Source organism: Anoxybacteroides tepidamans, from assembly GCF_014201465.1.
Lineage (GTDB): Bacteria > Bacillota > Bacilli > Bacillales > Anoxybacillaceae > Anoxybacteroides > Anoxybacteroides tepidamans.
Map to the genome: position 1 here is coordinate 22,330 of NZ_JACHEP010000008.1, position 15,805 is coordinate 38,134.

At 42.4% G+C, this 15,805-nt stretch carries 17 protein-coding genes; 4 read left to right on the forward strand and 13 right to left on the reverse strand.

Annotated features, from left to right (window positions below; all coding sequences use genetic code 11):
- The first annotated feature begins 20 nt into the window (after positions 1 to 20).
- Positions 21 to 197 carry a DUF2759 domain-containing protein gene (locus HNQ34_RS08745; RefSeq protein WP_183253658.1) on the forward strand — a complete coding sequence of 59 codons (177 nt, stop codon included), beginning with the start codon at positions 21 to 23 and terminating at the stop codon, positions 195 to 197.
- A gap of 16 nt (positions 198 to 213) precedes the next feature.
- Here the strand turns inward: HNQ34_RS08745 and HNQ34_RS08750 are convergent, their stop codons facing one another.
- The 6 genes from HNQ34_RS08750 to HNQ34_RS08775 form a co-directional block, all read right to left on the reverse strand.
- Positions 214 to 534, reverse strand: coding sequence for an MTH1187 family thiamine-binding protein (locus HNQ34_RS08750; RefSeq protein WP_183253844.1), 321 nt, complete (start codon positions 532 to 534; stop codon positions 214 to 216).
- Positions 535 to 598: 64 nt separating this feature from the next.
- Positions 599 to 1,768, reverse strand: a complete 1,170-nt coding sequence (locus tag HNQ34_RS08755) for a M14 family metallopeptidase (protein WP_183253659.1) — start codon at positions 1,766 to 1,768, stop codon at positions 599 to 601.
- Positions 1,769 to 1,888: 120 nt separating this feature from the next.
- Complete coding sequence (locus HNQ34_RS08760) at positions 1,889 to 3,769, reverse strand: LTA synthase family protein (protein WP_183253661.1); 1,881 nt, start codon at positions 3,767 to 3,769, stop codon at positions 1,889 to 1,891.
- A gap of 236 nt (positions 3,770 to 4,005) precedes the next feature.
- Positions 4,006 to 4,974, reverse strand: a complete 969-nt coding sequence (locus HNQ34_RS08765) for an ROK family glucokinase (protein ID WP_183253663.1) — start codon at positions 4,972 to 4,974, stop codon at positions 4,006 to 4,008.
- Positions 4,971 to 5,192: a YqgQ family protein gene (locus HNQ34_RS08770; protein ID WP_183253665.1), complete on the reverse strand. Its 222-nt coding sequence runs from the start codon at positions 5,190 to 5,192 to the stop codon at positions 4,971 to 4,973. Before HNQ34_RS08770 ends, HNQ34_RS08765 begins: the two co-directional genes overlap by 4 nt.
- 431 nt (positions 5,193 to 5,623) lie before the next feature.
- Positions 5,624 to 7,072 (reverse strand): spore germination protein, encoded by a 1,449-nt coding sequence (locus tag HNQ34_RS08775; protein WP_409978363.1) that lies wholly within the window; start codon positions 7,070 to 7,072, stop codon positions 5,624 to 5,626.
- A gap of 135 nt (positions 7,073 to 7,207) precedes the next feature.
- Here HNQ34_RS08775 and HNQ34_RS08780 point away from each other — a divergent pair, with 135 nt between their 5' ends.
- Positions 7,208 to 8,080 carry a hypothetical protein gene (locus HNQ34_RS08780; RefSeq protein ID WP_183253669.1) on the forward strand — a complete coding sequence of 291 codons (873 nt, stop codon included), beginning with the start codon at positions 7,208 to 7,210 and terminating at the stop codon, positions 8,078 to 8,080.
- Positions 8,081 to 8,085: 5 nt separating this feature from the next.
- Here the strand turns inward: HNQ34_RS08780 and HNQ34_RS08785 are convergent, their stop codons facing one another.
- The 7 genes from HNQ34_RS08785 to HNQ34_RS08815 all read right to left on the reverse strand — a co-directional run bounded on the left by HNQ34_RS08785 (position 8,086) and on the right by HNQ34_RS08815 (position 14,766).
- Positions 8,086 to 9,246: a rhomboid family intramembrane serine protease gene (locus tag HNQ34_RS08785; protein WP_183253671.1), complete on the reverse strand. Its 1,161-nt coding sequence runs from the start codon at positions 9,244 to 9,246 to the stop codon at positions 8,086 to 8,088.
- Between the two features lie 72 nt (positions 9,247 to 9,318).
- Positions 9,319 to 9,495 (reverse strand): hypothetical protein, encoded by a 177-nt coding sequence (locus HNQ34_RS08790; RefSeq protein ID WP_183253673.1) that lies wholly within the window; start codon positions 9,493 to 9,495, stop codon positions 9,319 to 9,321.
- Positions 9,496 to 9,692: 197 nt separating this feature from the next.
- Complete coding sequence (locus tag HNQ34_RS08795) at positions 9,693 to 10,658, reverse strand: L-lactate dehydrogenase (protein ID WP_183253675.1); 966 nt, start codon at positions 10,656 to 10,658, stop codon at positions 9,693 to 9,695.
- 86 nt (positions 10,659 to 10,744) lie between these two features.
- On the reverse strand, positions 10,745 to 11,542 hold the full coding sequence (locus tag HNQ34_RS08800; RefSeq protein ID WP_246363991.1) for a DUF92 domain-containing protein: 798 nt from the start codon (positions 11,540 to 11,542) through the stop codon (positions 10,745 to 10,747).
- Positions 11,514 to 12,083 carry a 5-formyltetrahydrofolate cyclo-ligase gene (locus HNQ34_RS08805; protein ID WP_183253677.1) on the reverse strand — a complete coding sequence of 190 codons (570 nt, stop codon included), beginning with the start codon at positions 12,081 to 12,083 and terminating at the stop codon, positions 11,514 to 11,516. The genes HNQ34_RS08800 and HNQ34_RS08805 overlap by 29 nt, the downstream gene beginning before the upstream one ends.
- A 57-nt stretch (positions 12,084 to 12,140) precedes the next feature.
- A complete protein-coding gene (gene rpmG, locus HNQ34_RS08810) occupies positions 12,141 to 12,290 on the reverse strand; it encodes a 50S ribosomal protein L33 (protein WP_183253679.1) in 150 nt (49 codons plus the stop codon).
- A gap of 82 nt (positions 12,291 to 12,372) precedes the next feature.
- Complete coding sequence (locus HNQ34_RS08815; RefSeq protein WP_183253681.1) at positions 12,373 to 14,766, reverse strand: sugar phosphate nucleotidyltransferase; 2,394 nt, start codon at positions 14,764 to 14,766, stop codon at positions 12,373 to 12,375.
- 150 nt (positions 14,767 to 14,916) lie between these two features.
- On the opposite strand from HNQ34_RS08815, the gene HNQ34_RS08820 reads away from it, so the two are divergent.
- Together HNQ34_RS08820 and HNQ34_RS08825 are read left to right on the forward strand one after the other, a co-directional pair.
- Positions 14,917 to 15,261 carry a hypothetical protein gene (locus tag HNQ34_RS08820; RefSeq protein WP_183253682.1) on the forward strand — a complete coding sequence of 115 codons (345 nt, stop codon included), beginning with the start codon at positions 14,917 to 14,919 and terminating at the stop codon, positions 15,259 to 15,261.
- Positions 15,258 to 15,713, forward strand: a complete 456-nt coding sequence (locus tag HNQ34_RS08825; RefSeq protein ID WP_183253684.1) for an endolytic transglycosylase MltG — start codon at positions 15,258 to 15,260, stop codon at positions 15,711 to 15,713. Before HNQ34_RS08820 ends, HNQ34_RS08825 begins: the two co-directional genes overlap by 4 nt.
- Positions 15,714 to 15,805: the final 92 nt, after the last annotated feature.

Below are 15,805 nucleotides of genomic sequence, written 5' to 3' on the forward strand. Positions count from 1 at the left end.
ACGAAAAAGGGGGGAGTATAATGGGTTTAGTCATTATTTTTTCGTTAGTGACATTGTTAGCGCTTTACGGAGTCGTACGCTCGTTGCGTGAAAAAAATATACTTGCTTTGCTATTCGGCTTAGGGACAGTAGCTGTATTCGGCTGGTTTACAGTAATGACCGTTCTTCACAATGGATTTCCAACAAGCACAGTCTAAAAACAAGAGGCGCGTTTCAAGCCTCTTGTTTTAGTTTTTCTTGTACGCTTGCCAGTTTATCGGCCATGCTTCGCGTTTTATCGCGACGGTCATCAATGCGGATATTCGTTGCCACCCGCTGAATCCCTTTCGAAAACGGAACTTCATGAATCGCTTGAATCACTTCAAACAACACCGGAAGCTCCCCTTCGATAATCGTATTCATCGGTGTCAGCATGAAATCGATCTTCCCGTCCCGCTTATATGCTTCTAACATTTTTTGGATTTCTGCCACATATTCGCTTACACTTGGACTTATTGTACCAATTGGAATCACCGTAACATCAACAATCGCCATATTTCTAGCCCCTTTTATGTTCATTTTCTCCTTCTCCTATTATAATCCGAATCATTTTATCTCCTCAACTTATGGACAATAATAAAGCAAGAAGCATGTTCAAACTCTCTTCATAAATTGAATCAAACTGTTCGATCGGCAACGGGTTGACTCCTTCTCCTAACTCCACCGTGTACCCAGGACGCTTCCACGTTTGGATGAACCAATCGCGATAGCCCGCATGACTGTCGATATAGTGAACGGCTTGATACCCGCTTGCTTTCGCTAGTTCGTTAACGATTCGCTCAGATTCTATCGGCTCAAATCCTTCATATCCCCAATAAATTTCCTTCCCTTGTGTATGAAACGCGACAATCATCGCAAAGTCGCTTTCTTCTGTTAGTGCCGCCATCGCTTTCGTTTCCGGCTCAGTAAGTGGAGCAAAACCCGGAAAATCACGGGGCGCAGGCGCTTTCGGAATTTTCCTCGCCTGCTCCACTTCCCATTTCGCAGGAAACTGATTATTCAAATCAACACCACGAATATTCGCTTTCCATTGGGAAAAATCAACGTTCCCTCCGTTGAGGCGTAGCACTTCGCTTCGGTAGGGCTCTATATCAGGAGGTCCATTTAACACTAAATTCACTCCGTCCGGATTGACCATCGGCACGATCGACAGTGTGACTTTTTTATAGTAATCGAGCAGAGAATGGCCGCACCAAAGCTTCCCGCTCGTTAACCGTAACACATACTCATTGATAAACGTCATAATCACCGCTGTTGTAATCCATTCATTTGCATGAAAAGAAGCATTCAAATGGATTTTTTTCGGACCACATCCGATCGTCAGCTCGATCAACGGCCATCCTAATACACTTGTTCCGATCACTCTTTGTTTGATAAACGGATAATAAGCGCATAAATCGTCAATATCTTGTTTCATCGCCACGAAATCATAATTTCTTTTTCCGTTGACAAACGGTGTTTCGATGCGGCGTGGGATGCGCAACAAGAGTCGATCCTCATTCATTCGTTGAAGCGCTTCAACAGGGAGCGAAACCGATCTCGCAATCTGCGCCAACGTTTCCGCTGTTTGGCTATGATAGGTAACAACATCGTAGCCAGGAATACGGGCGATTTCTCCCCCATGCAGCTCGTTGCTTACGTTCGGATTCGCATCCGCGACTAATTCATACGGAACAGAAAACCATTTGCTATACATCTGTAATGTATCCCCTTCATATGCACGAATCATGAACAGATGACCCCCTTTTTCTTTCTGTCTTCTTTTCAACATATGATAAAGCGTCAAAGAAAATGAACGAAGGAAAAAACAAGGCTCCATAGGCGTTTCATCCTATGGAGCCCGCTTCTTTTACTTTTTATAGTTCGTTCCGTTTTTCCCATTATAGAAGCGCAACAAGTCCCCATATACGATTTTATCCGAATAATCAAGTTCTTGTTTCGCTTTTTCCACATACGGTTCACAATACGATATGTCCGTCTTTAAGCCCGTTTTTTTGTCGTAACAAACGTTATCTTTATAGACATAGTCTTTTGTAACGAAACTACCGTCACGCAACACGACAAAATCGAGCTTATCTTTAGCAAACAAATCTTGACCGAAGTGAAGATCGTTTTTCGTATCGATGCCTAATAAATGAAGCAGCGTCGGTTTGACATCAATTTGTCCGGATACTTTCGAAATCACTTTCGGATCCCGATCTGTTACACCTGGAATATGAATAATCAGCGGAACACGCTGCAATTGCACATGATCAAACGGTGTGATTTCTTGTTTCCCTAAATATTGAGCCATCGCTTCGTTATGGTTTTCCGAAATGCCGTAATGGTCACCGTACAAAATAATAATTGAATTTTGGTACAACCCCTCTTTTTTCAACGACTCAATAAACAGTTTCAACGATTCATCCATGTAACGAACCGTTGGGAAATAGCGGTTTAACGTACGGCTGTTCGATGTATATTCTGGCACCATTCGATCTTCTTCCCCTAGTTCAAATGGGAAATGGTTCGTTAAAGTAATGAATTTCGTGTAAAACGGCTGCGGCAACGTTTTTAAATACGCAATCGATTGTTCAAAGAAATATTTGTCTTTTAATCCCCAGCCCACTGAATTTTCTTCGTTTACATCGAAATCGTTTAATGAGAAATAGCGGTCATACCCTAACGATTGATACATCACGTCGCGATTCCAAAAGCTTTTATTGTTTGCGTGAAAAACCGCTGTATAATACCCGTAGTTTTTCAAAATCTCTGGCGTCGCGTTATATTCGTTCGTCGCATTGGTGAAAAAGACAGCACCGCGCCCTAACGGATACAATGAGTTTTCGATTAAAAACTCCGCATCGGATGTTTTTCCTTGCCCTGTTTGATGGTAAAAATTATCAAAATAGTAACTTTGTTTAATAAAGTCATTTAAAAACGGCGTAATTTCTTGTCCGTTCACAGTGTTGTTAATGACGAAACTTTGCAATGATTCCATCGAAACGATAATGACATTTCGGTTTTTGGCAATGCCAAACAACTGCTTATTCGGCGCTTTTTCGTTGGCGCGAATATAGTTTTCAATGTCCGCTAGCTCACTGCTGTCCGCTAACGCCCGCTGCGCTTTTGTTTTAGATTGCAAAACGGCATCGTAAATCAAATAGTTATACATCCCTATATTTTTTACCAACATCTTTCTGTCAAACGTTCTCGTTAATAATTGCGGCCGCTCTGCCTCTGCAAGTCCGAGATTCAATAAAGCGACCGCCACAAGCGTTAAAATATACACATGCCGCTCCTTCTTCGTCACCGGTTCAAACGAAACGAACGAAGATTTTTTCCGTACAAGCCATGCAAAAAGCACTACATCGGCAAACAGCAACAAATCCGTAAAGCGGAATAGCTCGAATACGCTGTTTCCTAAATCGCCCATATTGCTCGTTTGAAACAGCACCGGAAGCGTAATAAAATCGTTAAAAAAGCGGTAAAACATCACGTTGACATATAATAAAGCGGTGATGAACAGACTCATCGCCACGATGTAACGGTTGCGCGATTTTTCTTTCATAAATAAAGAAAAACCGAAAATAAACAACAAGAAACTGAGCGGGTTGATAAACAATATCAATTCTTGCACCCACGACTCAATTTCAATATCAAAACTAGTTTTATAGACAATATATGTTTTTAGCCATAACCATACCGTTGCCAGCAATAAAAAACGATGTTTTTTGATACTCTTTCCCATACAGATTCCTCCTTAAAATTACGGAGATACTATTTTTTACCATAAATAAGTTTCTTATTAACCATCATCCATCTTAATACTCTTTTTACAAAAAGGCAACTGTTTTTTTACGCTCGAATGTTAGAATATTATTTTATCCCATCATGTATAGACGTTCCAAACAAAAAAAAGTTGCAAAAAAAATAGAGGCTGATCTAAAACGAATAGACCAGCCCTTTCCCTTTGCATATGTTCCATCATTGTAAAAATGCTTGTTTCGCCAACCAAGCGCCGCCGATCACGCCCGCATCGTTTCCAAGCGTGGCAATGGCAATGGTCGCCCCTTCAGCCACACGCGGAAACGCAAAGCGCTTAAAATATTTCCAAACATATTCAACTAATAAATCGCCTGCTTTGGAAACCCCCCCGCCGATGACGATTTTTTCTGGATTCAGCCCGTTCGCTAAATTCGCTAATGCTAAGCCGAGATGGAATGTCACGTAATCAACTATTTCAAGCGCTAATTCGTCATGTGCTTTCGCCGCATCAAATACATCTTTTGCCGTCACTGTTCCATTTTCTTTGTATATTTGTTGTAACACGCTGTCTGTTTCGTTCGCCAATTTCTCTTTGGCAATTCTGACGATACCGGTCGCCGAAGCAACTGTTTCTAAGCACCCTGTTTTACCGCAATTGCATGGCGCTCCACCTTCTGGAACAGATGTTATATGGCCGATTTCACCGCCAGCGCCATTCGTTCCTCGAACAACTTGGCCGTTAGCAATAATCCCGCCGCCGACTCCAGTGCCAAGCGTGACACAAATTAAATCTTTTGCCCCATTTCCTGCTCCTTTCCACATCTCGCCAATCGCAGCAATATTCGCATCATTGTCTACTACAACTGGAAGCGATGTTTCCGCTTCCAATATATCTTTCAATGGGTAGTTTTTCCACGGTAAGTTCGTCGTCTGATAGATCATTCCTGTCTCTGTGTTTACTGGTCCTGGTGCACCCATTCCGATGCCGATCAGCTTATCTTTCGTTTGGCCATGTTCTTCCAACTTTTGATTGATCGATTTCGCAATATCAGGAACGATATATTTTCCTTGTTCCGCACTGTTCGTATCGATTTCCCACTTGTCAACTATCTCGCCATGCATGCTCACGAATGCCATTTTGATCGTAGTTCCGCCTAAATCAACACCTACTAGCCATTTTTCTGTCATGCTCTCTCATTCCTTTTCATTCGTTTTTCTCGTTCTAACTGCGCTTCATATCTGACGATCAATAGCGCCATCTGATAATCTTTCACGTCGATCAATTGCGACTGATATAACTCTTTCAACTCTTCTTCCATCAGCTCTAAGTCAGCCAAACGGTCGCCGACATAAATAATTGTGCCGAACTTTTTTAACAGTTGCTGAACGTCATAAACCGTTTCCATTTTTTCACCTACTGCGGTATCATTTTTCTTTTTTTTTGCACATTATATAATGTATAAAGAAATGAGGGGAAGCGTCAAGGAATGAACGTATACTGCCGCAAAAAATTCACATGAAAAAGGGTTACTATATAAATACAACTGGGAGGTTTAACTTATGGCGGACGAAAAAGTAGACTCCCTATTTTTTCGACTGTCGGAGACAAGTCTGTGATTGGCCTTCGTCACGCCTTCGCGTGACAGAGGACCGAACAACCAACCGCTTCACAGACAAATGCATTTGTCTGGAAGCGGTGTTGTTCGGTCACCCGACAGTCGAAACATACCGATTACTCCATGAAAGACGAAAACGTTAAAGTTCCAAATTGCATTTATATACTACGATTTCATTCCGCAAAAAAAAAAAAAAGCCTATCCCATCATCGAGATAAGCTTTATCGGTCAGGGTCGCGCGGGTGCAATACAGTCGGACGGCGATTTTTTAACGGCATTGGCGAGCGGATCAACACATCGCGCATCGCCCGGTAAGAAAACGGAATAAACGGCCATAAATAAGGAACAGTAAAAGATTTCATGCGCGCAAGCATCACAAGCCATAGCATAATGCCGATGACATAGCCGTAAACGCTAAACAAAGCGGTGGCAATTAATAGCCCGATTCGCACTAGACGATTGGCAAGTCCCATTTCATAACTCGGTGTCGCAAACGTTCCAATCGTTGCAATCGAAAAATAAAGAATGACTTCATTTGAAAAAATGCCGACTTCTACCGCAACTCCTCCGATCATAAGCGCCGCTACTAACCCTAGCGCAGTCGCTAAAGAGGAAGGGGTATGAATCGCTGCCATTCGCAACATATCGATCCCTAGTTCAATGATCATCAGTTGCGCAAATAAAGGTAGTTCACCTGTGCTCGCTTTTCCGATAAACGAAAGCGGAGCAGGCAATCGTTCCGGTTCCGTCATAAATAAATACCATAGCGGCAACAAAAAAAGAGACGCCCAAACGGCAAAAAAACGAACGAGACGCAAATACGCACCGACGATCGGCTTATTTCGATATTCTTCCGCGTGTTGCAAATGATGCCAAAACGTAGCCGGCATAATTAATACGCTCGGCGAACCGTCGACGATCACTAAAACGTGCCCTTCATATAAATGAGCCGCTGCTGTGTCGGGCCGCTCCGTATAACGGACGACCGGATATGGATTCCAATGCCGTCCGGAAATAAACTCTTCAAGCGTCTTTTCCCCCATCGGCAATCCGTCAGTGTCAATCTTACAAATCGCCTCTTTAACGCTTTTGACAATCTCGGGATTCGCAATATCTTCAATATAACAAACACAAATATCGGTTTTGGAGCGTCTTCCCACTTGCATATACTCCATTCGCAACGTCCGATCGCGAACCCTTCTTCTCGTTAATGCCGTATTAAACACGATCGTCTCGACAAAACCGTCGCGCGCTCCCCGAACAACTCGTTCCATGTCCGGTTCTTGTGGTCCGCGAACGGGATACGTGCGCGCATCAATTAAAATAGCGTAATCAAGTCCATCAACAATTAAAGCGGTAGGTCCCGCAAGCACGCCATCCACCACTCGGTTCAAATCGTCTGTTTTTTCCAATTCTACGTACGGGATGTATGTTTTCAGCAATTTTTCAAGCGGATTTGCTTGAAGCATATCTTCGTTGAGAATGGCAAAAAATTGCATGATGTAATGTAAAATATCGTCTTTGACAAACCCATCAATCATAAAAAAGGCCATTTCACGTCCTGCATACGCGACATCTAAATGAATGACGTCGAAACTTTTTCCTACACCTAGCCGTTCGCGTAAATAAGCGACGTTCTCATTTAGCGACGTTGAAACAGCTCGTTTCATTTGTTTCATCTTCTTTCACCTGCACGATCACCATTTTATCCCCCATCTTTGACAATTGTGCAGGAATTCATACATATTTTTCTGACTGCGCGCATATATTGGTGAAAAACTTGTCCGCATAAATGGAGGAAAAATATGAAGCGAACATTCCAACTGACGACTTTGTTGATTGTATTTTTAATCATCATGTACCTATTTCCGTTTTCTCTTGAAAAACCGACAAAAGAAACGATCACTTTTTTTCCAATCGACCAAACAGTCACATTTACAAAAGCGACAACAAAATTGCATGTACCACCACAAAAACAACACGGTTCGTATTCGCTTCTTTGGGCCGTTTCTTCGTCTTTAGACAGAAGCGTATACTTGCGCCAAGACATTTCTTTTCTTTTTGCCGATGGGCGGCTAATCGGTACGTTATCGAAATGGAAAGAAAATAGCCAAACGTTGCTTCAAGAACAAGAAATGAAACAAAAAGATAGCCATTTTTTTCAGTCGATTTCTTTTCATCATGGGGAAATTCACCACAATCACACGATTACAAGCAGTCAAAAAATGAGTGGGGACCAATTGTATGTCATCGATTCACCGTATGATCGATTCACTTCTTTTCGCCGCGCCAAAACTTCGGAACAAAAAGAGTGGCAACTCGTGTTAAATAAAGCGACAACCGAATTCCTTCAATACATAGCCAAAACGATGCTTGCCGATGTATCCATTCGCGAGCAAAACTATTATCATTTTTACTTACCGGAGCTGCTTGTCTACAACGAGCAACCATTTCCAGACCTTTCTCAAGAAAAAACGCAAGAAATCATCGGAAACCTTTGGGAAGGACTGTATAAAAACTATTTCCTTGGCATTAAACAAAAAGACGGCACTCTCACTTCGCCGCTCGGTAGCACAATCCCGCTTCTTCTCATCAGCAAAGATTACTCCCACCTCATCGTACTGACAAAAACAAAAAATGGGGAAACCGTTCAGCTAGTGCAACGCATTTCCCCTTAATTTCGTTATTTCAAACCAATATATAAACAAACTGCGATAACCACAGAAGTAAAAACAAAGGACATAAGCTGTTTACTCAATAAACGGTGGCGCGGCAAATGAACGATGCTTGCGGCTAAAAAACCACCGATTAAACCGCCGATATGTCCGGCGTTATCAATGCCGGGGATCAACAATCCTAATCCTAAGTTAAGTGCCACTAATCCAATAATATTCGTTCCCATCGTTTTGAAAAAAAGATGGCGATACACCGTCCCAAAATAAAGGAGCGCACCAAACAAGCCAAAAATCGCCCCTGATGCTCCGGCAGAAAGCGAAGACGTAAACAAGAAACTGCCGAGCGTCCCGAAAAATCCGGCCAGAAAATAAATGAATAAAAAACGCCAAGAACCGTATAGCCGCTCCACCGTCATCCCTAAATAATAAAGCGCCATCGTATTCATGAATAAATGAAAAAAGCCAATATGTAAAAAAATCGGCGTAATAAAGCGCCACCACTCTCCTTCTTTAATAAGCGGATTGAACTTTGCCCCATATTGAATTAAAACAGCCGGATTCGTGCTGCCGCCTTTCCATTCGAGAACGAGAAACATGAGCACTTGCAAGCCGATCAATACATACGTAAACAGCGGCGTTCCATATTCAAGCAAACGTTTTTCTTTTTCTTGCCGCTCTCTTTCTAAATGAAAGATTTGCTTCTGTATATATTGCGCTGCTACAAACGGATCGTCATAACGTTCCATTGAAGAAAGTGAAACTGGTTCTTTCATGACTTCGCTTATTTGCTGCAAAGCATGTGGCACGTTCGCCGAATGAATCAATACCGTCTTCAAACCGATGCGGGCGTCTTTAGAAAATGTTTGTGCATTTTCCACTGCCGCCTCCCAATCGTCAACAGGAGGATAGGCTGATACATACACGTTCAACACTTGAATTGACCGCTTCATATAACGTTTTCGAAGCTCCATGGCGACATGCCACGTATATTCGATATCACGCTTCAGCCAGCTGCTCCAGTCGACATCGTAACGAACAAGGCGAATGAGCGGGACGCCTTTATAATGAAATGACTCTAACCAAATTTCATGGGGAACAGTTGATAATTTAATGATTCGATATTGCTTTTTGACAAAAAAATAGACGAGCTGCCAATAAAAAAGATCCACGTTTTCCTCTCCCTTTCCTCATGACAGAAAAAACGAGCACTAAAAATCGCATTTTTTCCCATTGTACCATAATTACCGAAAAACTTGGGAAACAATTGCTTGGCGAACAAACGGAATGCTCATTCCTATACGTACAAGCAGCTGTTGGAGCAGACGAATGCGCAAAACGTTATTGAGCATCCGGTACCGATATCGATAAATAAACAATGCGATCATAAAAACGAGCACTCGGTATATCGCTTTTCTCATCTTTTCTCCTCCCATCTTGCCCTTACTGACCCTTTCTTTCCTTTGGCGAGTGTTGGTCAAGGGCGAATCCGATTCCGCAATCCCCTTCATTTTCCTTCAAAAGGCAGCTCGTGATTGCTTTTCATAGATTTTTTGACGCTACCCTCTTGTTTCCTTATTCTTTTTTCCCAAAAGCGAATAAATTATGAAGCGCACCTTTACGAAGGATGCGCTTCATTTTGGAAAAATGGCTTCATTACATTTTTTAACACGGCAGCTGAATGAGAAAATTTTTCTTTTTCCTCGTCTGTTAGCTTTAATTCAATAATTTCGCGAATTCCATTGCGATTGACGACCGCCGGAACACCGATGTAAATGTCATGTTGACCGTATTCTCCATCCAAATAAGCCGACACCGTTAAAACCGAATTTTCATTTTGTAAAATCGCCTTTGTCAAACGGACAAGCCCCATCGCAATGCCATAGTACGTCGCTCCTTTTCGCTCAATAATATGGTAAGCCGCATCGCGAACGTTCACAAAAATTTGCTCTAAATCTTCTTGCTTGTACTTCTGGCGTTCTTGAACGAGGTCAATGACCGATCTTCCGCCGATATCCGCATGGCTCCACACCGGTAACTCCGTATCGCCATGCTCCCCGATAATATAAGCATGCACGTTCCGGGTGTCCACTTGAAAATATTCCCCTAACAAATAGCGAAAGCGAGCCGTATCTAAAATCGTTCCTGAGCCAATGATTCGTTCTTTTGGAAGACCAGAAAATTTCCACGTTGCATATGTTAAAATATCCACCGGATTTGTTGCGACAAGAAAAATGCCGTTAAATCCGCTTGCCATTACTTGCGAAACGATCGATTCAAAAATTTTCATATTTTTATGAACTAAATCAAGGCGCGTTTCCCCTGGTTTTTGGTTCGCTCCTGCTGTAATGACGACAAGATCAGCATCTTTGCAGTCGCTATAATCGCCAAACCAAATTTTCGTCGGCGCAGGAGCAAATGGCAGTCCATGGTTTAAATCCATCGCATCTCCTTCTGATTTTTCTTTATTGAGATCAATTAACACAAGTTCTTCCGTTACTCCTTGATTGAGCATCGCAAACGCATAGCTTGAACCGACAAATCCCGTTCCGATTAAAGCAACACGATTCACACCGTTGGCCATCGATTTCTCCACCTTTCACGTTTAATAACGTAGTTACCTCTTTTACAGTTCATTGTACATTGTTTTTTTTCTGTTGTTTCTTTCATTTATTGCAATTTTGTTACAAAAAAATAAACAATGCTTGAACAGGCGATTGACAGCCAATTAACAAGATTATTATCGATAAAACGCACTCCTTTTATTCGCACCGTTTTTTTTCCGCAATGCGCTCTTTTTTCTGTTTCAATGCCGCAAACGTCGCAGCGGTACATCGCCTGCCAAACTGCACCAAAATACGTGTCAAAAAGGCTGCCTAAAAAGCCAATGATGGTAACAACAAAGATCGGAACGTCCTTCCATAATTGAGAACTGGCGATGGCAATCACTAGAGCTCCGAAAAATGACGCGAACGTACCAAGCAGCGTCACCGCTCCTGATGTGCCAGGCTCTACTTTTTTCCACGTTGTGATAAGCCGCGGCGGTTGTTGACTTGTGCTTCCGATTTCCGACGCCCACGTATCAGCGTTGGCCGCCGCAATTGAAACGATAAACATCGCCTGCCAAAGAGAAGAAGGGAAAACAAGCGAAAGAAGACTAATCGCCGCTGGAATGCTTCCATTCGCCAATACTTGGATATAATCACGCTGCGCACCTTTTTCCACTTTCTCCACCAGCTTCTGCTTCTGTTGGTGGCGAAAGTGGCTCCAAAAGCTCGAACTCACAAAAAATACTCCTAACAAACATAATCCTTTCCATGAAAAACCAGCGGCGACCGCCAATCCAATGAATACCGTCGCCACCGCCCCAGACACCGAAAGAGAGTGAACGAAAAAGCCGCCTATTGCCACTGTTAGCACTGCAGCCACATACATCCATTCATTCATCGCATACCATAACCTTTTCATTCGTAATAATCATGTCAACTGAAATATCGTGTGGCTCTGTTGGAAGATGATCGACGACTTGGAACGCATATGCTAACGAAATCGTCGAGTTTGAAACATGCTGTAAATAACGATCGTAATACCCGCCGCCATAACCAATTCGATACCCGTCTTTTGAAAAACAAATACCGGGAACGATGATGACATCAATCTCTCTCGGATAAATTTTTTTCGTAATCGCCTCGATCGGTTCTTGTAATCCAAAATAGACCGATTCTAATTGCGAAAACGAACAGATGGCGCGAAACGTCATCGTTTTCGTCTTCGGATCGCATTTTGGCACACAGACCGTTTTTCCTTCTTGCCACGCCTTTTCAATGATTGGTTTTGTATTGACTTCATGACTTTTTGAAACGGTGAGAGCAACGGTTTTAGCCTGTTGCCAAACTGGAAGATCGTATAACTTCCTAGCAATTTGTTCATCGTATGCTCGTTTTGTTTCTGTCGTTAATTGCTGCAGACGCGCTTTCATTTGTTCACGAATCACCTTTTTTTCTTGCATCGTGCTTCCCTTCCCTATATTGTAATAAAAAAGCAGCAGGAAATCCCTTCCTACTGCTTACTTTGTTTCGCGGTGAATCGTTGCTTTTTTATCTCTTGGGCAATATTTTTTTAACTCAAGACGATCTGGATTGTTTCGTTTATTTTTTGTCGAAATATAGTTACGTTCGCCGCATTCCGTGCAAGCTAATGTGATATTTACGCGCATCATTCTTCCCTCCAAACTTTAATAAACTTATAATCAGACTTTTCTATGATAGCACTTTTTTTTGTCAATTTCCATATTTAATTTATACATTTTGGTATTGGCGAATTTTTTTTATATAATACGTCATCGTTTCGCGCGCTTTTTGAACATCGAACGCTTCGGAATAAATCGTAAATATCGGTTGGTCTAACTCCGGCAAAATAAACGTCCATCCTCCATCGGGATGATATACTTTAATCCCTTCGTTCACATCGATGTTCGTTTCGATTTCATCTTCCATCAGCTTGCGCATCACAACAGCGCGTGCGCTCCAAGGGCAAAATACATAGTCTCTCAACCAGTGCATATGAGGAATGGATGCGATCACTTGCGACAGCGGACGCGCCTCCACCGCTAAAAGCTGAAGCAATTGGACAAAAGCAAAAACCGCATCATAACAAAAGTGAAAAGGATGAGGGCATTCCCTTAACATTTCTCTTCGCGCCCCTTTCATTCTTTTAACTCGCCCGTTTAAACGACCTGCAACCGTTTCCAACGTTGAAGGCGCATAATTAGGAATCGGCACATAGCGGTCGGGATGGAACCATAACGAAGCAATGGTATAAAGGGACAAAAGCTGCTCCTCTGTTACGATATTTCCGTTTTCATCCATGATCCAAAACTGCTCCCCATCGTTTTTCGTAATCAGAGCAAATAGCACGTTCATCGTTTTCATATAGTCGGCAAGCTCATGAACAGAACCATTTTTAAACATCACAATTTCACAATGTTGATCGCGAAAAAGTTGTTGCACAAGATGATGGACGTTCGATTCTGAAACTAGAATAGCTTTCGAACTTCGAAGAGGTAGATGGATTTGTTTTTGCATTGCTTGAATGTAAGAGGTACTCGGATGTAGATAATGATTAGAAAAACCGATTTGTTCAAGAGGAACGCGGCGAATTTGTTCTTGGACAAAAGCGTGCTCAATCGTTTTTTCTTGAAAACGATCAAGAGGATATCCGTTTTCATCATATAAATCGATGCACACCGTTCGTTCGTTTTCATCTAAAAAGATATAGACACCGCCATCATAAGAGGACTGCGACAGCTGATAACGAACGACCGGGGCGGTCACACTTTCCATCCATTCAGCCGTACAAATCCCTGATGTATGCAATCCTTGAACAAAAGCTTGCTTGATGAGATTCGTAAAAGGATGGCCATCGCCCGCGACAATAACTTGGCGATGAATAGGGAGCGTGCTTCCATAAGCAGCGGCAAGTTTCGAAACATATTCCGGCGTTATTTCAACGTTCGCAATCCCGGCAATGCCACGCGTTCCAAACAATGACTGCGGCGTTTGCTTTCCCCAAAACACAGAAGAGTGAACAACCGTTCCTTCAACAATTGTCTTTTTCGGCCAAATTTTGATATTGGGTTTCACTTGCACGTGCGGCTGAAGCGTACAATGGCTACCAATAACGGATTGCTCGAGCAATTCTACATGATCCGCTACATACGTATCGCCCGCCAGCAAGCTTCCACGCAGCTCACAATATCTTCCAATATAAACGCGGTCCCAAATGATGCTTCGCTTAATTGATGTATGTTCACCCACTTGCACGTTCGCCCCGATGACCGTATAGGCATCAATTTTAACGTTTTTGCGAATCAGCGCTCCATCTCCGATAAACGCAGGTCCCATAATAACAGCTCCGTCTTCAATTTGTACATTCTCCCCCACCCAAACGTGTGGAAATAGCTCTTTTCCATTAATCGAAACATGTACATGTTTCTTTAAAATATCCATATGTGCTTTTCGATATTGCTGAATCGTGCCAATATCAAGCCAATATCCTTTTGCTAAAAATGCATATAGCGGTGCATCGTTCTTCAATAATGTCGGAAAAATATCGCTGCTAAAATCGCACTTTTCATTTTCTTTAATATATTGTAGAATATCTCGTTCAAAAATATAAATGCCCGTATTCACGAAATCGCTATATACTTCGTTCCATTTTGGTTTTTCAATCAACTGTTTTACTTTTCCTTCACGCGAAACGATGATTCCTCCGTAATCGAGCGGATGCGTTTCTTGCGACATGACAATCGTCGCAAGGGCATGACGCTTGCGATGAAACGCCACTGCTTCTGATAAATCAAAATCCGTTAGCGCATCGCCGCTGACGACAATGAACGTATCATCAATAAAAGGAGCGGCATGTTTAATGCTTCCGGCTGTGCCAAGCGGCTCATCTTCTTCAAAATAACAAATGTTTACGCCGAAGCGGCTTCCGTCTCCAAAATAGTTTTTGATCGTTTCTCCTAAATATTGAATGGTAATGGCAATATCGGTCACACCAAACCGCTTCAGCCATTCGATCGTATGTTCCAGCACCGGCTTTCCGACAAGCGGAACCATCGGTTTTGGAACATCGCAAGTAAGCGGACGTAACCGTGTCCCCCTTCCTCCAGCCATGATAATCCCTTTCATCTCCCCTTCACCTCCTATTTATTTTTATACAGAATATTCTTACAAAATCTTTTCACTTCTATTTTATCCCTTTGCATTTACACTTACAATAAGAACATTTTGTCGATTTTATGTATTTACTTGTGGTATAGTGGAATAGGGTGATAGGAAATGATGGAATATACGATGATTGCACTCGTAGTCGGATCGCTGCTCCTCTTTGTTGCTTCGTTTTTTGGAAGAGATCGCATAAAAAACATTGAAGAACAGCTCGATCATTTAACGCTTTCATTAGCTCAAGAAACGTATCAAATCAAAAAACGGTTAAAGGTGTTAGAAGAAGAATTGCTAATGGACGAAGAAAAAGATTTTCAAGTAACCAGCAACCAGAACGATAATGCTCATGACCGCGTATGGGCTCTGTATAAACAAGGGCTTCCTTATGAACAAATCGCACGCGAAACGGCGCTGACAACTGAAGAAGTGCGGATGATCTTGCGGGGGATTGCCAGATGAATAAATCGATAGTTCGCGCCTTTGCGCTTGGAATGTTGCTTTCGACCTCCATCATAGGGGCCGTATACTATAACCAACTACCGACATTTACAAAATCGCAATTGGATGCTTATTTGAAAAAAAATGAGCAGATCATCCTCAGTAAAAATGAATATCAAACGCTCAAAGAAGCGGCGGAAAAAGCGGCAAAAACGAGCCATTCATCGGCGGTAACCGTACCGCCAAAGCCGAAAACGATTTATATTTATCATCTTGTTGTCAAAAAGGGAGACGTTCCAGCAAAGTTTGCCAAAGAGTTAGAAGAAGCAAACATCATTGCCGATGCTAAAGCGCTCACAAACTATTTAAATGCGCACAGCCTTACTCGCGCCATTCGTCCCGGCACGTACGAAATACGAAGCGATATGAAATATGAAGAAATTGCGCACATTCTTACAAATAAGAAAAGCTGAGGCAAGCGCTTAATTCCAGACGAGAAATGCTTATCGCTTCGACGAAGGAAGGTTATTTTTCGCTAACTGCGCCTGTGATTGCTCGGCGCATC

Coding starts and splice junctions, on each gene's coding strand:
- HNQ34_RS08745 (WP_183253658.1), top strand. CDS start 21: ATGGGTTTAGTCATTATTTTTTCGTTAGTGACATTGTTAGCGCTTTAC.
- HNQ34_RS08750 (WP_183253844.1), bottom strand. CDS start 534: ATGGCGATTGTTGATGTTACGGTGATTCCAATTGGTACAATAAGTCCA.
- HNQ34_RS08755 (WP_183253659.1), bottom strand. CDS start 1,768: ATGATTCGTGCATATGAAGGGGATACATTACAGATGTATAGCAAATGG.
- HNQ34_RS08760 (WP_183253661.1), bottom strand. CDS start 3,769: ATGGGAAAGAGTATCAAAAAACATCGTTTTTTATTGCTGGCAACGGTA.
- HNQ34_RS08765 (WP_183253663.1), bottom strand. CDS start 4,974: ATGACAGAAAAATGGCTAGTAGGTGTTGATTTAGGCGGAACTACGATC.
- HNQ34_RS08770 (WP_183253665.1), bottom strand. CDS start 5,192: ATGGAAACGGTTTATGACGTTCAGCAACTGTTAAAAAAGTTCGGCACA.
- HNQ34_RS08775 (WP_409978363.1), bottom strand. CDS start 7,072: ATGAAACGAGCTGTTTCAACGTCGCTAAATGAGAACGTCGCTTATTTA.
- HNQ34_RS08780 (WP_183253669.1), top strand. CDS start 7,208: ATGAAGCGAACATTCCAACTGACGACTTTGTTGATTGTATTTTTAATC.
- HNQ34_RS08790 (WP_183253673.1), bottom strand. CDS start 9,495: ATGAGAAAAGCGATATACCGAGTGCTCGTTTTTATGATCGCATTGTTT.
- HNQ34_RS08795 (WP_183253675.1), bottom strand. CDS start 10,658: ATGGCCAACGGTGTGAATCGTGTTGCTTTAATCGGAACGGGATTTGTC.
- HNQ34_RS08800 (WP_246363991.1), bottom strand. CDS start 11,542: ATGAAAAGGTTATGGTATGCGATGAATGAATGGATGTATGTGGCTGCA.
- HNQ34_RS08805 (WP_183253677.1), bottom strand. CDS start 12,083: ATGCAAGAAAAAAAGGTGATTCGTGAACAAATGAAAGCGCGTCTGCAG.
- rpmG (WP_183253679.1), bottom strand. CDS start 12,290: ATGCGCGTAAATATCACATTAGCTTGCACGGAATGCGGCGAACGTAAC.
- HNQ34_RS08815 (WP_183253681.1), bottom strand. CDS start 14,766: ATGAAAGGGATTATCATGGCTGGAGGAAGGGGGACACGGTTACGTCCG.
- HNQ34_RS08820 (WP_183253682.1), top strand. CDS start 14,917: ATGATGGAATATACGATGATTGCACTCGTAGTCGGATCGCTGCTCCTC.
- HNQ34_RS08825 (WP_183253684.1), top strand. CDS start 15,258: ATGAATAAATCGATAGTTCGCGCCTTTGCGCTTGGAATGTTGCTTTCG.